The organism is Micromonospora sp. NPDC048898 (assembly GCF_043198035.1).
GTDB lineage: Bacteria > Actinomycetota > Actinomycetes > Mycobacteriales > Micromonosporaceae > Micromonospora.
Genome location: NZ_JBICUF010000020.1, coordinates 1 through 15,619, shown reverse-complemented (window position 1 = coordinate 15,619; position 15,619 = coordinate 1). Strand labels below are relative to the sequence as shown.

13 protein-coding genes are annotated in these 15,619 nt (G+C 73.1%); 2 read left to right on the top strand and 11 right to left on the bottom strand.

Features of this window, described 5'->3' with window-relative positions; all coding sequences use genetic code 11:
* Nucleotides 1-5: 5 nt before the first annotated feature.
* A complete protein-coding gene (gene wecB / locus ACGFIQ_RS32265) occupies nucleotides 6-1,130 on the top strand; it encodes a non-hydrolyzing UDP-N-acetylglucosamine 2-epimerase (RefSeq protein WP_393249456.1) in 1,125 nt (374 codons plus the stop codon).
* Between the two features lie 61 nt (nucleotides 1,131-1,191).
* Here the strand turns inward: wecB and ACGFIQ_RS32260 are convergent, their stop codons facing one another.
* The 7 genes from ACGFIQ_RS32260 to ACGFIQ_RS32230 form a co-directional block, all read right to left on the bottom strand.
* Nucleotides 1,192-2,397 carry a glycosyltransferase family 4 protein gene (locus tag ACGFIQ_RS32260; protein WP_393249454.1) on the bottom strand — a complete coding sequence of 402 codons (1,206 nt, stop codon included), beginning with the start codon at nucleotides 2,395-2,397 and terminating at the stop codon, nucleotides 1,192-1,194.
* The gene (locus tag ACGFIQ_RS32255; RefSeq protein ID WP_393249452.1) at nucleotides 2,394-3,041 is read right to left on the bottom strand and encodes an acetyltransferase; all 648 of its coding nucleotides are present in this window, start codon (nucleotides 3,039-3,041) and stop codon (nucleotides 2,394-2,396) included. Before ACGFIQ_RS32255 ends, ACGFIQ_RS32260 begins: the two co-directional genes overlap by 4 nt.
* Nucleotides 3,038-3,724: a sugar transferase gene (locus ACGFIQ_RS32250; protein ID WP_393249450.1), complete on the bottom strand. Its 687-nt coding sequence runs from the start codon at nucleotides 3,722-3,724 to the stop codon at nucleotides 3,038-3,040. The genes ACGFIQ_RS32255 and ACGFIQ_RS32250 overlap by 4 nt, the downstream gene beginning before the upstream one ends.
* A complete protein-coding gene (locus ACGFIQ_RS32245) occupies nucleotides 3,721-4,854 on the bottom strand; it encodes a DegT/DnrJ/EryC1/StrS family aminotransferase (RefSeq protein ID WP_393249448.1) in 1,134 nt (377 codons plus the stop codon). Before ACGFIQ_RS32245 ends, ACGFIQ_RS32250 begins: the two co-directional genes overlap by 4 nt.
* A 362-nt stretch (nucleotides 4,855-5,216) precedes the next feature.
* A complete protein-coding gene (locus ACGFIQ_RS32240) occupies nucleotides 5,217-5,651 on the bottom strand; it encodes a hypothetical protein (protein WP_393249446.1) in 435 nt (144 codons plus the stop codon).
* Between the two features lie 23 nt (nucleotides 5,652-5,674).
* Nucleotides 5,675-6,559, bottom strand: coding sequence for an aminoglycoside phosphotransferase family protein (locus ACGFIQ_RS32235; protein WP_393249572.1), 885 nt, complete (start codon nucleotides 6,557-6,559; stop codon nucleotides 5,675-5,677).
* Between the two features lie 267 nt (nucleotides 6,560-6,826).
* The gene (locus ACGFIQ_RS32230) at nucleotides 6,827-9,301 is read right to left on the bottom strand and encodes a Tex family protein (protein ID WP_393249444.1); all 2,475 of its coding nucleotides are present in this window, start codon (nucleotides 9,299-9,301) and stop codon (nucleotides 6,827-6,829) included.
* A gap of 171 nt (nucleotides 9,302-9,472) precedes the next feature.
* Between ACGFIQ_RS32230 and ACGFIQ_RS32225 the strand changes: the two genes are divergently transcribed.
* Nucleotides 9,473-10,984, top strand: a complete 1,512-nt coding sequence (locus ACGFIQ_RS32225) for a deoxyguanosinetriphosphate triphosphohydrolase family protein (RefSeq protein ID WP_393249442.1) — start codon at nucleotides 9,473-9,475, stop codon at nucleotides 10,982-10,984.
* An 88-nt stretch (nucleotides 10,985-11,072) separates the two neighbouring features.
* Here ACGFIQ_RS32225 and ACGFIQ_RS32220 read toward each other — a convergent pair whose 3' ends face one another.
* The 4 genes from ACGFIQ_RS32220 to ACGFIQ_RS32205 all read right to left on the bottom strand — a co-directional run bounded on the left by ACGFIQ_RS32220 (nucleotide 11,073) and on the right by ACGFIQ_RS32205 (nucleotide 15,195).
* Nucleotides 11,073-12,212, bottom strand: a complete 1,140-nt coding sequence (locus ACGFIQ_RS32220; RefSeq protein WP_393249440.1) for an MBL fold metallo-hydrolase — start codon at nucleotides 12,210-12,212, stop codon at nucleotides 11,073-11,075.
* Nucleotides 12,213-12,366: 154 nt separating this feature from the next.
* Complete coding sequence (locus ACGFIQ_RS32215; protein ID WP_393249438.1) at nucleotides 12,367-13,371, bottom strand: serine hydrolase; 1,005 nt, start codon at nucleotides 13,369-13,371, stop codon at nucleotides 12,367-12,369.
* A gap of 112 nt (nucleotides 13,372-13,483) precedes the next feature.
* Complete coding sequence (locus tag ACGFIQ_RS32210; RefSeq protein ID WP_393249436.1) at nucleotides 13,484-14,014, bottom strand: SDR family NAD(P)-dependent oxidoreductase; 531 nt, start codon at nucleotides 14,012-14,014, stop codon at nucleotides 13,484-13,486.
* Nucleotides 14,011-15,195, bottom strand: a complete 1,185-nt coding sequence (locus ACGFIQ_RS32205; RefSeq protein ID WP_393249434.1) for a zinc-dependent alcohol dehydrogenase — start codon at nucleotides 15,193-15,195, stop codon at nucleotides 14,011-14,013. The genes ACGFIQ_RS32210 and ACGFIQ_RS32205 overlap by 4 nt, the downstream gene beginning before the upstream one ends.
* Nucleotides 15,196-15,619: the final 424 nt, after the last annotated feature.

The window sequence follows — 15,619 nt, the reverse complement described above, 5'->3', positions numbered from 1 at the left end:
ACCACATGACCCGCGTGATGACAGTCGTCGGCACCCGTCCCGAGATCATCCGACTGTCCCGGGTGCTCAGCCGGCTGGACGAGACAGTCGACCACGTGCTGGTGCACACCGGGCAGAACTGGGACAGCACCCTCTCCGACGTGTTCTTCAAGGAGCTGCGGCTGCGCGAACCGGACCGGTTCCTGCGCGTCGACACCGCGTCGCTGGGCCGGGTGCTCGGCGGGGTGCTTGTCGGCATGGAGGCGGCGATCACCGAGCTGCGGCCCGACGCGCTGCTCGTGCTCGGCGACACCAACAGCTGCATCGCGGCCCTGATGGCCCGTCGGATGCGGGTGCCGGTCTACCACATGGAGGCCGGCAACCGCTGCTTCGACCTCAACGTGCCGGAGGAGACGAACCGGCGACTCGTCGACCACGTGGCCGACTTCAACCTGGTCTACACCGAACACGCCCGGCGCAACCTGCTCGCCGAGGGCCTGCACCCGCGCCGCATCCTGCACACCGGCTCGCCGATGCGGGAGGTGCTGGAGCACTACCGGGCACCGATCGCCAGCTCGACCATCCTCAGTCAACTGGAGCTGGAACGCGGCCGGTACTTCCTGGTCAGCGCGCACCGGGAGGAGAACGTGGACCGGCCCGACCGGCTGCGGCGGCTGCTGGACTGCCTGGTCGCGGTCCGCGACCGATGGGGGTACCCGGTGCTGGTCTCCACCCACCCGCGCACCCGCAAACGGCTGGAGGCACTCGCCCCGGACGCCAGCGCGCTGGACGGCATCGCCTTCCACGATCCGTTCGGACTGCTCGACTACGTGCACCTGCAGACCAAGGCGTTCTGCACCCTGTCCGACAGTGGGACGATCAGTGAGGAGGCCGCCATCCTCGGCTTTCCCGCGATCACCCTGCGCGAGTCCATCGAACGCCCCGAGGCGCTCGACGCCGGCGGGATCATCATGACCGGTCTCGACCCGCAGGGCGTGGTCGAGGCGGTCGAGGTGACGGTGGCGCAGGTCGCCGCGCAGGGGGTGCCCTGCCCGGTCGACTACCAGGTGCCGGACACCTCCCGGCGGGTTGTCGACTTCATCCTCTCCACCGTGCGTCGGCACCACGACTGGGCCGGCATCCGGCACTGAGGCACCGCGGCGGGCGGTCGGTGGTCCGGCGGGACCGACCACCGGCCGCCCGCCGTCGTGCTCACCGCCGCCCGGCCGCCACGTCCTCCACGATGTCCGCCACCTCGGCCGCCGCCCGCAGGTCGTCGAAGGACGTCAGGACGTGGCGGCGGGCCAACCGGCCGCACAGGCTGAGCGTGCCCGCGACCCAACCCCGGTACGCCGAGTCGAGCGCCTCCACCAGGGCCGCCGGATCAGCAGGCGGAACGACCCAGCCGCAGCGATCGGTCACCGCCTCGGGCAGGCCACCGGCGGCGCTGACGATGCTCGGCACACCCATCGCGCCAGCCTGAACCGCCGCGCCAGGGCCGTCACCGAGCGACGGGGAGACGCTGACATCCGCGGCGGCGTAACAGGGCCGCACGTCCGGGATCGACTCCACCCAGGTGATCCCCGGGTCGCCGGCGACGCCGAAGCGTTCGCCGAGCTGCCGCCGGTAGGTCTCACCGGCGGCCGTCCAGCCGCCACCGACCAGCAGCAGGTGCGCGTCCGGGTGTCGGCGGCGGAACGTCCGCCACGCGGCCAGCAGCACCTCGTGCCCCTTCACCCCCCGACCCGAGTGGATCAACCACGTGGGCGGGTAGACGTGCGCGACCATCACCGCCAGGAACACGCCCTGGTCGATGCCCAACTCGGCGCGCAGTTTGGCCCGCTGGTCCGCTCCGGTGGCGTCCGGGCTGAACGCGTCGGTGTCCACCCCGTACACCGCGACCGGGCGACGGTGCGGCGGACACCCCAACTCGCCGTACCGGGCCGAGGCGTACCGGCAGCCGCAGACCAGCACGTCGTCCAGCCGCCACAGCAATCGCTCCACCGACCGGACCAACCGGGATTCCAGGTACGCCGGGTTGGCCACCATGTGCACCCGGCGTACCGGCAGGCCCAGCGTGGCCAGCCGCACCGCGTACGCCGACGCGATCAGGTGGTACTGCACCACGTCCGGGCGCAGCCGGCGCAGCAGCGCGCGCAACAGCAGCAGCCCGATGGGCGCGTACCGGCCCATGGTGAAGTCGTACGGGGAGCCGAGCACCTCGACACCGCGGTGCGCCAACTCGTCGGTGAGCCGGCCGGCGCCCCGCGGCAGCACGACAGTCACCTCGTGCCCCCGGTGCCGCAACTCCTCGACCTGCGGCAGCAGCCACAGCCCGCCGGTGTTGGTCTTGACCACCACCGCGATCCGTAGCTGGCGGACACCGAGCGGACGGTTCGCGCGGGGGCCGACGCTCACCGGGCCGGGACTCCCTTGACCACCGCGCCGGCGGGTACGTCGCGGACCACGCAGGCCCCGGCACCGACGGTGGCGCCGGTGCCGACCCGCAGCCTCTGCAACACCACGGCACCGGCCCCGATCAGCACACCGTCGCCCAGGTGACAGTCGCCGGAGACCGCCGCCAACGGGTTGACCGACACGTGGTCGCCCACCTCGCAGTCGTGCGCCACCGCGCTGTTCTGGTTGAGGTGCACGTGCCGACCGACCGTGACGTTCGTGGTGACCCGGGCGCCGGGAAACACGATCAGACCTTCGCCGTAGACGGTGTCCGGGCCGACTGTGGCGTCCGGGTGCACCAGCACCGCCGCCGGCAGCCGGTACGCGGCCAGCCGCTGGTCCACCGACCGCCGGGCGGCCGGATCCCCGATGCCCAGCGCCAGGTGGGTGCCGGCGGGCTGCTCGCCCAGGCGGGCGGTGCCGCCGAGGTAGGGCACCTCCAGCCGCTGCACCCGCTTCAGGTTGACCTCGCTGGGCTTGTCGTCGACGAAGCCGCGTACCCGCCACACCGGGCCGCCGTGGGCGGCGGCGTTGACGGCGCGGACGATGCCGAGCACCTCCCGGCCGTGCCCGCCGCAGCCGACGACGACGATGTCCAGGCTCACCGGTGGCCCTCCGCCGGGCCGCGACCACCGGCACCGGCCAGCTCCGCCGGGCCGTGACCACCGGCGCCGGCCAGCTCGGCCGGGCCGAGGAACTCGTGGGCGGTGGCCGCACCGGCCGCGGTGATCCCCTCCCGGCGCACGACCGTGCGTACCGTGCGCAGCAGGATCCGCAGGTCCAGGGCGAGCGAGCGCTGCCGCACGTAGCGCACGTCGAGGGCGAAGCGATCGTCCCAGCTCAGCGTGTTGCGCCCGTACACCTGTTGGAGGCCGGTGATGCCGGGACGGACCTCGTGCCGGCGGAGCTGCTCCGGGCTGTAGCGGCTCAGGTACGCCGGCAGCAGGGGACGCGGCCCGACCAGGCTCATCTCGCCGCGCAGCACGTTCCACAGCTGCGGCAGCTCGTCGAGGCTTGTCGTCCGCAGCCACCGGCCGAAGGTGGTGAGCCGGGCGGCGTCGTTGGCCGGCGCCTGGTCCTCGCCGCCGACGGTCATCGAACGGAACTTCACCAGGTGGAACAGCTCGCCGTGCCGACCCGGGCGGGCCTGCCGGAACAGCACGGGCCGACCCATGGTGACCAGGACGGCCAGCGCCACCGCGGCGAGCACCGGCGTCGCCAGCAGCAGGCCGACAGCGGCCAGGACCACGTCCAGCACGCGTTTGACGATGTCGTAGGGCCGGTTCATCGGTGTCCGTCCAGGAACTCGGTGATCGCGGCGAACACGCGCTCCACCTGGTCGTCGGTGAGGGCGGAGCCGCTGGGCAGGGACAGGCTGGTGGCGAAGAGGCGGTCGGCGACACCGGTGCGGGCGACCTGCCGGTCGGCGTACACCGGTTGGCGGTGCATCGGTTTCCATATCGGGCGGCACTCCACCCCGTGGCTGGCCAGGTGCTCGGCGAGGTGGGCGGGCTGCCAGCCGGTCCGCTCCGGTTCGATGACCACGGAGGTCAGCCAACAGTTCGAGCCGGGGTCACCGGCACCGAGGATCCGGGTGCCGGTCACGCCGCCGAAGAGCCGCGCGTACCTGTCGCGCAGGGCCCGCCGCCGGGCGATCATGGTGTCCAGTCGGGTGAGCTGGGCGCGGCCGAGCGCGGCGAGCAACGTGCTGAGCCGGTAGTTGTAGCCCACGTCGCGGTGCTCGTAGTGCGACACCGGCTCGCGGGCCTGGGTGGCGAGGTGGCGGGCCCGGGCGACGAGCGCGGGGTCGTCGGAGACCAGCATCCCGCCACCCGTGGTGGTCATCACCTTGTTGTGGCTGAACGAGTAGATCCCGACCCGGCCGAACGTGCCGGCACACCGCCCCCGGTAGGTCGAGCCGAGGGCCTGCGCCGCGTCCTCCACCACGGGGACGCCGATGGCCGCGCAGAGCGGCAGCAGCCTGTCGTAGTCGGCGCACCGGCCGTTGATGTCCACGCTCAGCACGGCGGCGACCCGTCGGCCCGCGTCGACGAGACGACCGAGCAGATCGGAGAGCAGGTCGACGTCGAGATTGCCGGTGGACGCGTCACAGTCCACGAAGACCGGTTCGGCGCCGGTGTAGGTGACCGCGTTGGCGGTGGCGGCGAACGTGAGCGTGGGCACCACCACGACGGTCTCCGGCCCCGCGCCGACGGCGAGCAGTGCCAGGTGCAGAGCGGCGGTGCCGGAGGAGAGCCCGAGCGCGTGGCCCACGCCGACCCGCGCGGCGAGTTCCTGCTCGAACGCGCCCAGCTCCGGCCCGTCCGGGTCGAAACGCCCGGCCCGGATGGCGCGCAGCAGGTAGGACTCCTCCAACTCGCCGACGTCGGGCGGGGAGAGGAAGACCGGGTCGGTCACGCCTGGTCCGCCGCTGCGCGCCACGGGCGGACGGTGGTGGATCAGATCCACGGATGGCGCCTCCGATCGAACGATGGGGAAGACCACAATGGTTGTATCAGCCGGTATGGGCCCAGTCACGTGCTTTCGTCAACAAAGAGGCGACTTGACCTGATTGGGCGTCACGGGCGGCTGACCATTGAGTGCGGCGGCAGAGTGCGGTCGGACGCCGTCCACACCAGGGAGAACGAGCGCCGCACCCGGTGGTGATTGCCCGTCCGACCACGCTCGGCGTGGCGCAGCCGCGTGTCGTCCGGCCCGCCGTGTGGCGCTGCCGCGTGTCGTCCCGCACCGCCGACCGTCGCCGGGATGTCGGCAGCCGGCTACCGGGTGTGGGACCCCTCGTCCAGCAATCGGGTGAGCAGCGTCCGCAACGGGATCGACTCACCGTCGCGGCCTCCCGCGCCGAGGACCAACGGCGCCGGGCTGGGCTGCGGATCGACCCCGAACAGCCGGGCCCGCACGCCGCCGGGCACCGTCAACAGGTGGAACCGACCGTCCACGTCCACCGCCCGGGTCCCGGCCCGGTCGACGTACCAGCCGGTCAGCCTCGTCCGGTAGCGCCCGCGCCCGTCGTAGCCCCGAGCCACCAGCCGGGTGGTGGGCAGCCCCCGACGGGTCGCCTCCGCGACGAACCAGGCCACCAACTCCGCCGCCTGCGACTGCTCGGCGGCACGCCGCCGCGCGTCCGCGTCGGCGTGCGCCCGCACCGCCTGCCGCTGCCGCTCCCGCCACTCACGGCCGTCGCCCTCACCCACGAGCCGACGGTACGCGACCCGACTCAGTCGAGTACGGCCAGCAGGGTGTGCCGGGCGATGCCGGCCATCACCGGGTTCGTCTCCACGTAGTACGGCAGTGCGTTGATCGCCTGCTCCAGCGCCCAACCGCGCCCCCGCTCCCAGGTGGTGTCGTCCACGCCCAACGCCCGCCGGTACGTCTCCCGCGGCCCGGGGTCGAACATGTTCCACGCCGGCATCAGGTCCACCGCCGGGTCGCCGACCTTGACCGACTCCAGGTCGATGACCGCGACCAGGCGACCATCGCGGACCAGCAGGTTGCCCGGCATCAGATCGGCGTGGATCCACACGTCGGCCGGGTCGGCCCGACCCGCCTGCCGGCACCGGTCCCACACCCGGGCGAGAGCGGCGGTGTCGGCGAGGTCGCCGCTGACGGCGAGGGCCGCGCGGACGCCGGCATCCCGCTCGGCCAATGGCCCGCCCCGCCCCGACCCTGACCACGACAGCCCGCCGGCGTCGATGCCGCGCAGGGCGACCACGACAGCGGCCAGGTCGCGGGCGAAGACGTCGGCATCGCCGATCCGGTCCGGCCGCGCCGTGTCCCCGGGGATGAACCGGTACGCCGTCCAGGGCCCGGGGTACCCGTCGCCCGGCGCACCGAGGCCGAGGGGCTCGGGCACCGCGACCGGCAGGTGCGCGGCGAGCAGTAGGGCGTGCTCCTGCTCCCGCCGCAGCTCGGCGAGCAGGTCGGGATCGGCGGACGGTCGCAGCGGAAACCGCAGCACGAACTCCGAACCGAGCCGGAACAGGGCATTCACCGTGCCGGCCGAGGGGAGAGCGCGCACCGGCAGTCCCCGCCACTGGGGAAACTGCTCGGCCACCAGCGCGGCGACCACCTCCGCGCTCACATCCACCTGGTCGACATGCATCCGCACCGCGAGATCATCACGCAGAGCCCACCGCCGCGCGAGCCGATTACCCCCGCCCGCCCGCGCGCCGCTGGCTGGCACGGTCACGAAGGCCGCGCCCGGTACCTCCAACCTCGAACGCGCCCTGTAGAGCTGCCCCAGATCTGGGGCAGCTCTACAGCGACCGCCGGCCCGAGGAGTCGGCCACCGCGCGTCCGGGGCCCGGGTGGCGCCGAGGACGACCGCCCTGCGCGGCATCCCGGGCGCCTGCTCGCGTCGACTGAGGAATCAGGCCAATCCAGCGCGGCGCAGAGCCTCCGCCATCGCGTCGTTGGCCGGCGCCGGCGCGCCCTGCCGCTGCTGCCCACCCCGTGCGCCCTGCCCGCCGCGCCCGCCGGACCCGCCGCGCCCGCCCTGGCCGCCGGACCCGCCCTGGCCACCGCGCCCGCCGGAGCCGCCCTGGCCGCCACCGGGACCGCCGCGACCGTCCTGCCCGCCGCGTCCACCCTGCGGTCCGCGCTGGGCCGGGCCGCCGCGTCCCTCCTGGCTCGTCCGACCACCGCCACCGGCGGGGGCCGGCTCGTCCTCCAGGCGCAGGGTCAGCGAGATCCGCTTCCGGGGTACGTCCACGTCGAGCACCCGCACCCGCACCACGTCACCGGACTTGACCACCTCGCGGGGGTCCTTGACGAAGGTCCGGGACATCGCCGACACGTGCACCAGACCGTCCTGGTGCACCCCGACGTCAACGAAGGCGCCGAACGCGGCCACATTGGTGACCACACCCTCCAGCACCATGCCCGGGGTCAGGTCGCTGATCTTCTCCACCCCCTCGACGAAGGTGGCGGTGCGGAACTCCGGCCGGGGATCACGACCGGGCTTCTCCAGCTCGGCGAGGATGTCGGTGACGGTGGGCAGGCCGAACCGGTCGTCGACGAAGTCGGTGGCCCGCAGCCCGCGCAGGATCGCGCTCCTACCGATCACCGAGCGCAGGTCCTGCCCGGTGGTGGCGAGGATCCGGCGCACCACCGGGTACGCCTCGGGGTGCACGCTGGAGGAGTCCAGCGGGTCGTCGCCGTCGGGGATGCGCAGGAATCCGGCGCACTGCTCGAACGCCTTCGGCCCGAGCCGCGCCACCTTCTTCAACTCGGTACGCGAGCGGAACGGCCCGTTGGCGTCCCGGTGCAACACGATGTTCTCGGCCAGGCCGGCGCCGATCCCGGAGACCCGGGTCAGCAGCGGCGCGGAGGCCGTGTTGACGTCCACCCCGACCGCGTTGACGCAGTCCTCCACCACCGCGTCCAGCGACCGGGACAGCTTCACCTCGGACAGGTCGTGCTGGTACTGGCCGACACCGATCGACCGTGGATCGATCTTGACCAGCTCGGCGAGCGGGTCCTGGAGTCGGCGGGCGATGGACACCGCCCCCCGCAGCGACACGTCCATCCCCGGCAACTCCTGCGAGGCGTACGCGGAGGCGGAGTAGACCGACGCGCCGGCCTCGGAGACCATCACCTTGGTCAGGTCGAGCTGCGGGTGCCGCTTGATCAGGTCAGCGGCCAGCTTGTCGGTCTCCCGCGACGCGGTGCCGTTGCCGATGGCGATCAGCTCCACCCCGTGCGCCCCGGCCAGCCGGGCGAGGGTCTCGACCGACGCGTCCCACTGCCGGCGCGGCTCGTGCGGGTAGATGGTGTCGGTGGCGAGCACCTTGCCGGTGGCGTCCACCACTGCCACCTTCACGCCGGTCCGCAGGCCCGGGTCCAGGCCCATCGTCGGACGGGTGCCGGCCGGGGCGGCCAGCAGCAGGTCGCGCAGGTTGGTGGCGAAGACACGTACCGCCTCCTCCTCCGCCGCCTGCCACAGCCGCATCCGCAGGTCCGCGCCGAGGTGGATGAGGATCCGGGTACGCCACGCCCAGCGGACCGTGTCGGCCAGCCAACGGTCGGCCGGCCGGCCCGCGTCGGACACCCCGAACCGGCCGGCGATGGCCGCCTCGTACCGGGTCGGGCCGGTCGGCGCCGCGTCCGCCTCGCCGGCCTCCTCCGACTCCATGGTCAGGTCGAGCACGCCCTCCTTCTCGCCCCGGAACATGGCCAGGATGCGGTGCGAGGGCAGCTTCGGGTACGGCTCGGAGAAGTCGAAGTAGTCGGCGAACTTCGCGCCGGCCGCCTCCTGGCCCTCGCGTACCCGGGACACCAGACGCCCCCGCGACCACATCTGCTCGCGCAGCGTGCCGATCAGGTCGGCGTCCTCCGCGAAGGTCTCGATCAGGATCGCCCGCGCGCCCTCCAGCGCGGCGGCGACGTCCGCGACGCCCTTCTCCGCATCGACGAACCCGGCGGCCGTGGCCCGCGGGTCCTGGCCGGGGTCGGCAAGCAGCGTCTCGGCCAGCGGGGCCAACCCGGCCTCCCGGGCGATCTGCGCCCGGGTGCGCCGCTTCGGCTTGTACGGCAGGTAGATGTCCTCCAGCCGGGACTTCGAGTCGGCGGCCATGATCTGCGCTTCCAGGGCCTCGTCCAGCTTGCCCTGACCGCGGATGGACTCCAGCACCGCCGCCCGTCGCTCGTCCAGCTCACGCAGGTAGCGCAGCCGTTCCTCCAGCGTGCGCAGCTGGGTGTCGTCGAGCAGGCCGGTGGCCTCCTTGCGGTAACGGGCGATGAACGGCACGGTGGCGCCGCCGTCGAGCAGCTCCACGGCCGCCCGCACCTGACGCTCGGCCACGCCGAGCTCGTCGGCGATCCGCTGATGAACAGACTGGGTCACGATCTCGATCCGCCTTCGACTCGATCCGCCTTCACAGAGCGGGTACCGCCTGCATTCTGCCGGGCGGCCCCCGGCGACGTCGCCGCGCCCGGCCGGGCCGGGCTGACGTCGCCGCGCCCGGCCGGGGTGACCCCCGGACGGCGCCGCCGGGCCTGCGCTAGCGTGGCGATCATGGAAACACCTGCGGAGCCGCGCGCCCGGCGGCTCTTCGGCGGCAGCGCCCGGGCCCTCGGCGACCTGACGGCCAACCCGTTCCGCGCCGACCGGGACCGGATCGTCGGCTCGCCGTTCTTCGCCCGCCTCGGCGGTGTCACCCAGGTGATCAGCCCGGTCGGCTCCGGGCTGCTGGTGCACAACCGGCTCACCCACAGCCTGAAGGTCGCCCAGGTCGCGCGGGCGGTAGCCGAGCGGCTGAACGCCGACGAGCGGTGGCGTGACCTGCTGGACAAGCTTGGCGGCTGCGACCCCGACGTGGTGGAGGCCGCCGCGCTCGCCCACGACCTCGGTCACCCGCCGTTCGGGCACCTGGGGGAGCGGGTGCTGGACCGGCTGGCCCGCCAGCGCCTCGGCCTCACCGACGGTTTCGAGGGCAACGCCCAGTCCTACCGGATCGTCACCAGCACCGAGATCCGGGGCGCGGCCACCACCGGCTTGGACCTGACCGCGGCGGTCCGCGCGGCGATGCTGAAGTACCCGTGGACCCGGCTGGACCATCCCGACCCGCACCCCCGCACCATGGACCCGCCGCCGCGCGGAGCCACCCCACCGCCGGACGACCCGGAGAGCGGCTCGTCGAAGTTCGGCGCATACCGCACCGAACTGGACGACCTGCGGCAGGCGCGCGAGCCGTTCACCGGTCGCATCCCGGACTGGCAGCAGACCGTGGAGGCGTCCGTGATGGACACCGCCGACGACATCGCCTACGCCATCCACGACGTGGAGGACTTCTACCGGGTCGGTGTGCTCCAACAGGGGTCGGTCGCCGCCGAGCTGATGGCCTGGCAGCGCGAGAGCGGGCAACTCCGGGCGATCACCGACGCGGCGCTGGCCACCGCGGCGCGACGACCCGGTGCGGCGATCGAGCGGCTCCGTCGGCAGCTGCACCGCAAGGACGCCTGGATCGCGGACGACGACGCCTTCGCCGCCGCGGTCGAGCACGTCCGTGAGGAGTTGGTCGACGGGCTGCTGGCGATGCCCTTCGACGGTTCGATCGAGGCCGAGCAGTACGTGGCGCGGTTCTCCGCCCGCTGGTCCACGCGCTTCGTCGAGGCGATCACGGTGACCGACGCGCCCTCGGTGCGCTCCGGGCACGTGCTGCTCGGCGGCGCGCAGTGGCACGAGGTGCAGGTGCTCAAGTTCGTCCACCACCGCTTCGTGCTGGCCCGCCCGGATCTCGCCCTGCACCAGCGCGGCCAGGCCCGACTGCTGGGCACCCTGGTCGAGGCCCTCTGGGAGTGGCTGCTCGACCCGGAGGAGGAGTCCCGGCTGCCCCGCCGGCTGCACGACCTGGTCGAGTTGGCCGAGGCGGAGCTGCACCCGCGTACCCCGGACCGGATCGGGCGGGCCCGGGGTCGGGCCATCGTGGATTTCGTCGCGCAGCTCACCGACGGTCAGGCGGTGGCCATGCTGGACGCGCTGTCCGGCCGGTCCGGTGCCCTCTGGACCGACGCGTTCGTGCTCTGAGCGGCCTGGTTCAGGCGGTGCCTGCCTTGGCCTGGTTCAGGCGGTGCCTGCCTTGGCCTGACTCAGGCGGTGCCTGCCTTGGCCTGACTCAGGCGATGGCCTGCCACCAGCCGTCGACGGCGGGCGGCTCGTCGACCACCACCCGCTCACCCGGGCGGGGCACGGCGAGCCGCACGTCGCGGGCCTTCGCCTCGGCCCACAGCCGGTCGACCGGCTCGGACCAGTCGTGCAGGGCCAGGTTGAACGTCGCCCAGTGCACCGGGACGAACAGCCCACCGCGCAGGTCGAGGTGGGCGCTGACGGCCTCCTCAGGGAACATGTGGATCGTCGGCCAGGCCCGGTCGTACGCGCCGATCTGCATCAGCGTCACGTCGAATGGGCCGTGCTCGGCACCGATCTCCGCGTACCCGTCGAAGTAGCCGGAGTCGCCGGTGTAGAAGACCCGGCGGCGCACCCCGGCCACCACCCAGGAGCTCCACAGGGTGCCGTCGCGGCGCAACCCGCGACCGGAGAAGTGTTGGGCGGCGGTCGCGGTGATCTCCAGCCCGGCGACCCGGTGCGACTCGGACCAGTCCAGTTCGATGATCCGTTCGGCCGGTACGCCCCAACGGTCCAGGTGCGCGCCCACACCGAGCGGCACCAGGAACGGCGCGGACTGCCCGACCAGCAGTGCTCGCACGGTGGCCATGTCGAGGTGGTCGTAGTGGTCGTGCGAGATGAGGATGGCGTCCAGCGGGGGCAGTTCGTCGAGGCGTACCGGTGGTTCGTGCAGCCGACGCGGGCCGACCAGCCCGGACGGTGAGCAGCGGTCGCTCCACACCGGGTCGAGCAGCACCCGCCGGCCCTCGATCTCGATGAGCGTCGAGGCGTGCCCGTACCAGACGATGTTGAGCTCGTCGGCGGTGTCGGCCGTGCCGGCGCCGGGGCGCAGCAGCGGCACGGGTGCGGTGGGCCGCCGCTTCTGCTTGCCGAAGATCAGCTCGCGGAGCAGGTTGCGCCCCGGCTCGGCGATCATGGTGCGGGTGCCGGCCCGGTTGTGGAAGGTGCCCTCGCGGAACTGGGGTGAGCGGGCCGCACGCTCGGCTCGGGCCCCGCTGAGTCGGCCACCGAGGGCCGCCGGCACATCCCGGGCGACCCAGGCCAGGCCGGCGAGCGCGGCCAGGCCGGCCACGCCCCGCATCCGCCGCCCGAGCGACCGTTCGACGTCCGTGCTCCGCGCTCGTGCCATTGGCGTCCCTCCGACGTGTCCGCCCTACACGGTAGTCACCCGCGCCGAGCGGTGCCGCGGCGGTCGCCACGCCGGGTCGGGTGTGTCGAAGCCCCTGGCCGGCGGCAGGCCGGCCAGGGGCTTCGAGCAGGCTCCTAGCTTGATCTTTAACCTGCTAGCCGCCGTTGCTGGGGCGGCGGGCGGTGATCCGGAACGTCTTGCCCGCGCCCGCGATGCGGTCCACCGCGGCCAGGAGCTTGGGGCCCATGGCGGCCCGGGCCTGCACCGCCGGGTGGGTGGCGCCGAAGTTGTCCGGGTCCGCCTGGCCGTCGGCGAACAGCGCGTAGGTGAGTACCGCCGCGCCGGAACGGTCGAAGATCACGCCGGCCTCGTGCCGGGCGTCGGCGTACCAGCCGGCCTTGGTGGCGATCCGCGCCCGCTCGTCGGAGGACATCGTGCGCCGGACGCCGTCGGTGAACGCGACCGGCGAGCGCAGGATGCCCAGCAGGTACGTCGTCGAGGCGGGCGAGAGCAGGGTGCCGCCGACCAGGGCGCGCAGCAGGTCGTGCGTCTCGCGCGGGGTGCTGGTGCCGAGGAAGAACCGGTTGGGGTTGGCCACCGGCTCGACCTGGGTGTTCGGGAAGCCCTTGGCGACCAGGATGGAGTTGATCTCGGCGGCGGGGGCGACCAGGCCACACAGCCGTACCGCGGTGTCGTCCGAGACGGTCAGCAGGTTGGCCAGCACGTGTCCGATCGTCACCCTGCTGGGGTACGCGCCGTCCAGGCTGAAGATGCCGTCACCGCCCGGCACGACGATCGCCGCGGTCACCTCGACCTGCTGGTCCAGGGTGAGCAGCCCGCGGTCGACCTTGTCGAGCACCGCCGTGGCGACCGCGATCTTGTTGACGCTGTACGCCTCGATCCGCCGGTCCGCGTCGGCCGCCACCGCGACCACCGGCGTGCCGGCCGGGTCGGCCACGCTGACGTACGCCTGCCAGTTGCCGCCGGCCTCGGTGCTGTGCCTGCTGAAGATCGAGGCAACCCGGGTGGCGGCCCGGGCGGGGGTGGTCGGCGCGGCCTCGGTGCTCTCGGCGGCGCTCGCCGGAGCGGCGGCGCCCAGCACCGTGCCCGCGGTAGCCATCGTGCCCAACCCGAGTGCGGTCCTTCGGTTCAGTCGCATGGTCAATCGTCTCCCCCATAGTGGAGCGCCAGAGCGCTTGCTGGCCCACCACCCTAGGCGAGTTGATCGACGCAAGACGAACCCCAAACAGTCGCAAACAGTCCCGAACAGATCAGCCGAGCCGCCGGCGCACTGCGGTGCCAACCGCACCAACCGGTCCAAACAGGAGTTGCCGCAGGTCAGGGAGGTGCCCGCCGCGTACCGCCTGGTCGGCCGGGTTCGGGGCGAAGACCGAGCCGTCGTGTGCGGCGACCGGCCGTCCACTGAGGCCCAACACCCGCATCAACGGCCCGACCAACACGTCGTAGACCCCCGGCAGTACGGTGAAGCCGGCCCGCAACACCACGTTGAGCCGACCCACCGAGACCTCCCGGCGCGGCCGGTCCACACAGTCCACGATGGCCCGGGCCACCCGCTGCGGGCTGGTCACCGGCGGTGGGGGGCACCCGATCCGGCCCAGATAGTTCGCCGCCTGCTGGTAGACGGTCAGCACGTCGACGTCGGCGCACTCCGCGCGTACCTCGGCAAGGGTCGTGGTGGCACGGGCGGCGAGGACGAGGCGGTCGCCGCGCTCGGCGAACGCCCGGGCTGTCGCCCGGCCGACCCCGCTGCTCGCGCCGACGACCACCACCACCCGGCTCACGGTTCGAGCACGACCTTGATGCAGCCGTCCTCCTTCTTCTGGAACATCTCGTACGCCTGCGGAGCGCGCGCCAGCGGCAACCGGTGGGTACGCAGGTCCTCCACGCCCAGCGGATCGTCGTCAGCCGAGAGCAGCGGCAGGATCTCGTCGGTCCACCGGCGCACGTGGCACTGCCCCATCCGCAGTTGGATGCCCCGATCGAACATCTCCATCAGCGGCATCGGGTCCACCTCACCGCCGTAGACGCCGGAGATCGACACGGTGCCGCCGCGCCGGACCGCCTTGACGGCGGCATGCAGAACCGACAGCCGGTCCATGGCGGCCTTGTCGGTCATCACCTGGGCCAGCTTGTCCGGCAGAAGCCCGACAGCCGCGTGGGCCAGCTTGCCGCCCGGCGAACCGTGCGCCTCCATGCCGACGGCGTCGATCACCGCGTCCGGGCCACGCCCGTCGACCAGGTCGAGCAGCGCGCCCGGCACATCGGACAACTCGCGTACGTCGAGCACCTCGATGCCGTGCCGGCGCGCCAACTCCAGCCGCTCGGGCACCAGGTCCAGCCCGATCACCCGGCCGGCACCGAGATGGCGGCCGATCCGGGCGCAGAACTGCCCGACCGGGCCCAGCCCGAACACGGCCAGGGTGCCGCCCGGCGGGGTGTCCGCGTACTTCACGGCCTGCCACGCGGTGGGCAGGATGTCGGACAGGTAGAGGTAACGCTCGTCGACACCGGTCTGCGGGATCTTGATCGGGCCGAAGTGGGCCTGCGGGACCCGCAGGTACTCGGCCTGCCCGCCGGGCACCGAACCATAGAGCGAGGTGTACCCGAACAACGACGCGCCCTTGCCCTCGCTGGTGACCTGGGTGGTCTCGCACTGCGCGTAGAGCTGCCGGCTACACATCCAACAACTGCCGCAGGAGATGTTGAACGGCACCACCACCCGGTCGCCCGGCCGGAGCCCGGTCACCCCCGACCCGACCTCCTCGACGATGCCCATCGGTTCGTGGCCCAGGACGTCACCGGGCTTCAGGTACGGCCCGAGCACCTCGTACAGGTGCAGGTCCGAGCCGCAGATCGCGGTCGACGTGATCTTCACGATCGCGTCGGTCGGCTCCTCGATCCGCGGGTCCGGCACCTCCTCGACCCGTACGTCCCGCTTGCCCTGCCACGTCAACGCCTTCATGACTGGTCGCCTCCCTTGGTCGCTGCCTGACTGCTACCCGGGAGAGAGGAGTTGAACCGGCCGCGCCCGAGGGCTACGGTTCACGCCCTCTTGTCGCAGGTGGTCCGCGTTGGCTCAGGTGGTCCGCGTTGGCTCAGGTGGTCCGCGTTGGTCCTGGTGTCGGTTGGGTCTGGCCGGGGTGGTGGTCGGGCCTGGTTCGGTGGCTGTGGTCGGGCTGGCTGCGGTCGGTCGGGGCTGGTTCGGTGGTGGTGGTGGGGCTGGCTGCGGTCGGTCGGGCCTGGTTCGGTGGTGGTGGTCGGGCTGGCTGCGGTCGGTTGGGGCTGGTCGGTGGTTGCGGTCCGGGCTGGGGGGGGGCCGGCCCCCCCCCCCCGCGGGCGCGCGCGGTGCCACCCCCGCGGCCGCGCGCCCCCCCCCCCCCCCCCCC

Bases quoted from the DNA above. Each gene is read 5' to 3' on its own strand.
- ACGFIQ_RS32235 (WP_393249572.1), bottom strand. From the start codon at position 6,559: ATGCATGTCGACCAGGTGGATGTGAGCGCGGAGGTGGTCGCCGCGCTG.
- ACGFIQ_RS32205 (WP_393249434.1), bottom strand. From the start codon at position 15,195: ATGAAGGCGTTGACGTGGCAGGGCAAGCGGGACGTACGGGTCGAGGAG.
- ACGFIQ_RS32220 (WP_393249440.1), bottom strand. From the start codon at position 12,212: ATGGCACGAGCGCGGAGCACGGACGTCGAACGGTCGCTCGGGCGGCGG.
- ACGFIQ_RS32215 (WP_393249438.1), bottom strand. From the start codon at position 13,371: ATGCGACTGAACCGAAGGACCGCACTCGGGTTGGGCACGATGGCTACC.
- wecB (WP_393249456.1), top strand. From the start codon at position 6: ATGACCCGCGTGATGACAGTCGTCGGCACCCGTCCCGAGATCATCCGA.
- ACGFIQ_RS32225 (WP_393249442.1), top strand. From the start codon at position 9,473: ATGGAAACACCTGCGGAGCCGCGCGCCCGGCGGCTCTTCGGCGGCAGC.
- ACGFIQ_RS32250 (WP_393249450.1), bottom strand. From the start codon at position 3,724: ATGAACCGGCCCTACGACATCGTCAAACGCGTGCTGGACGTGGTCCTG.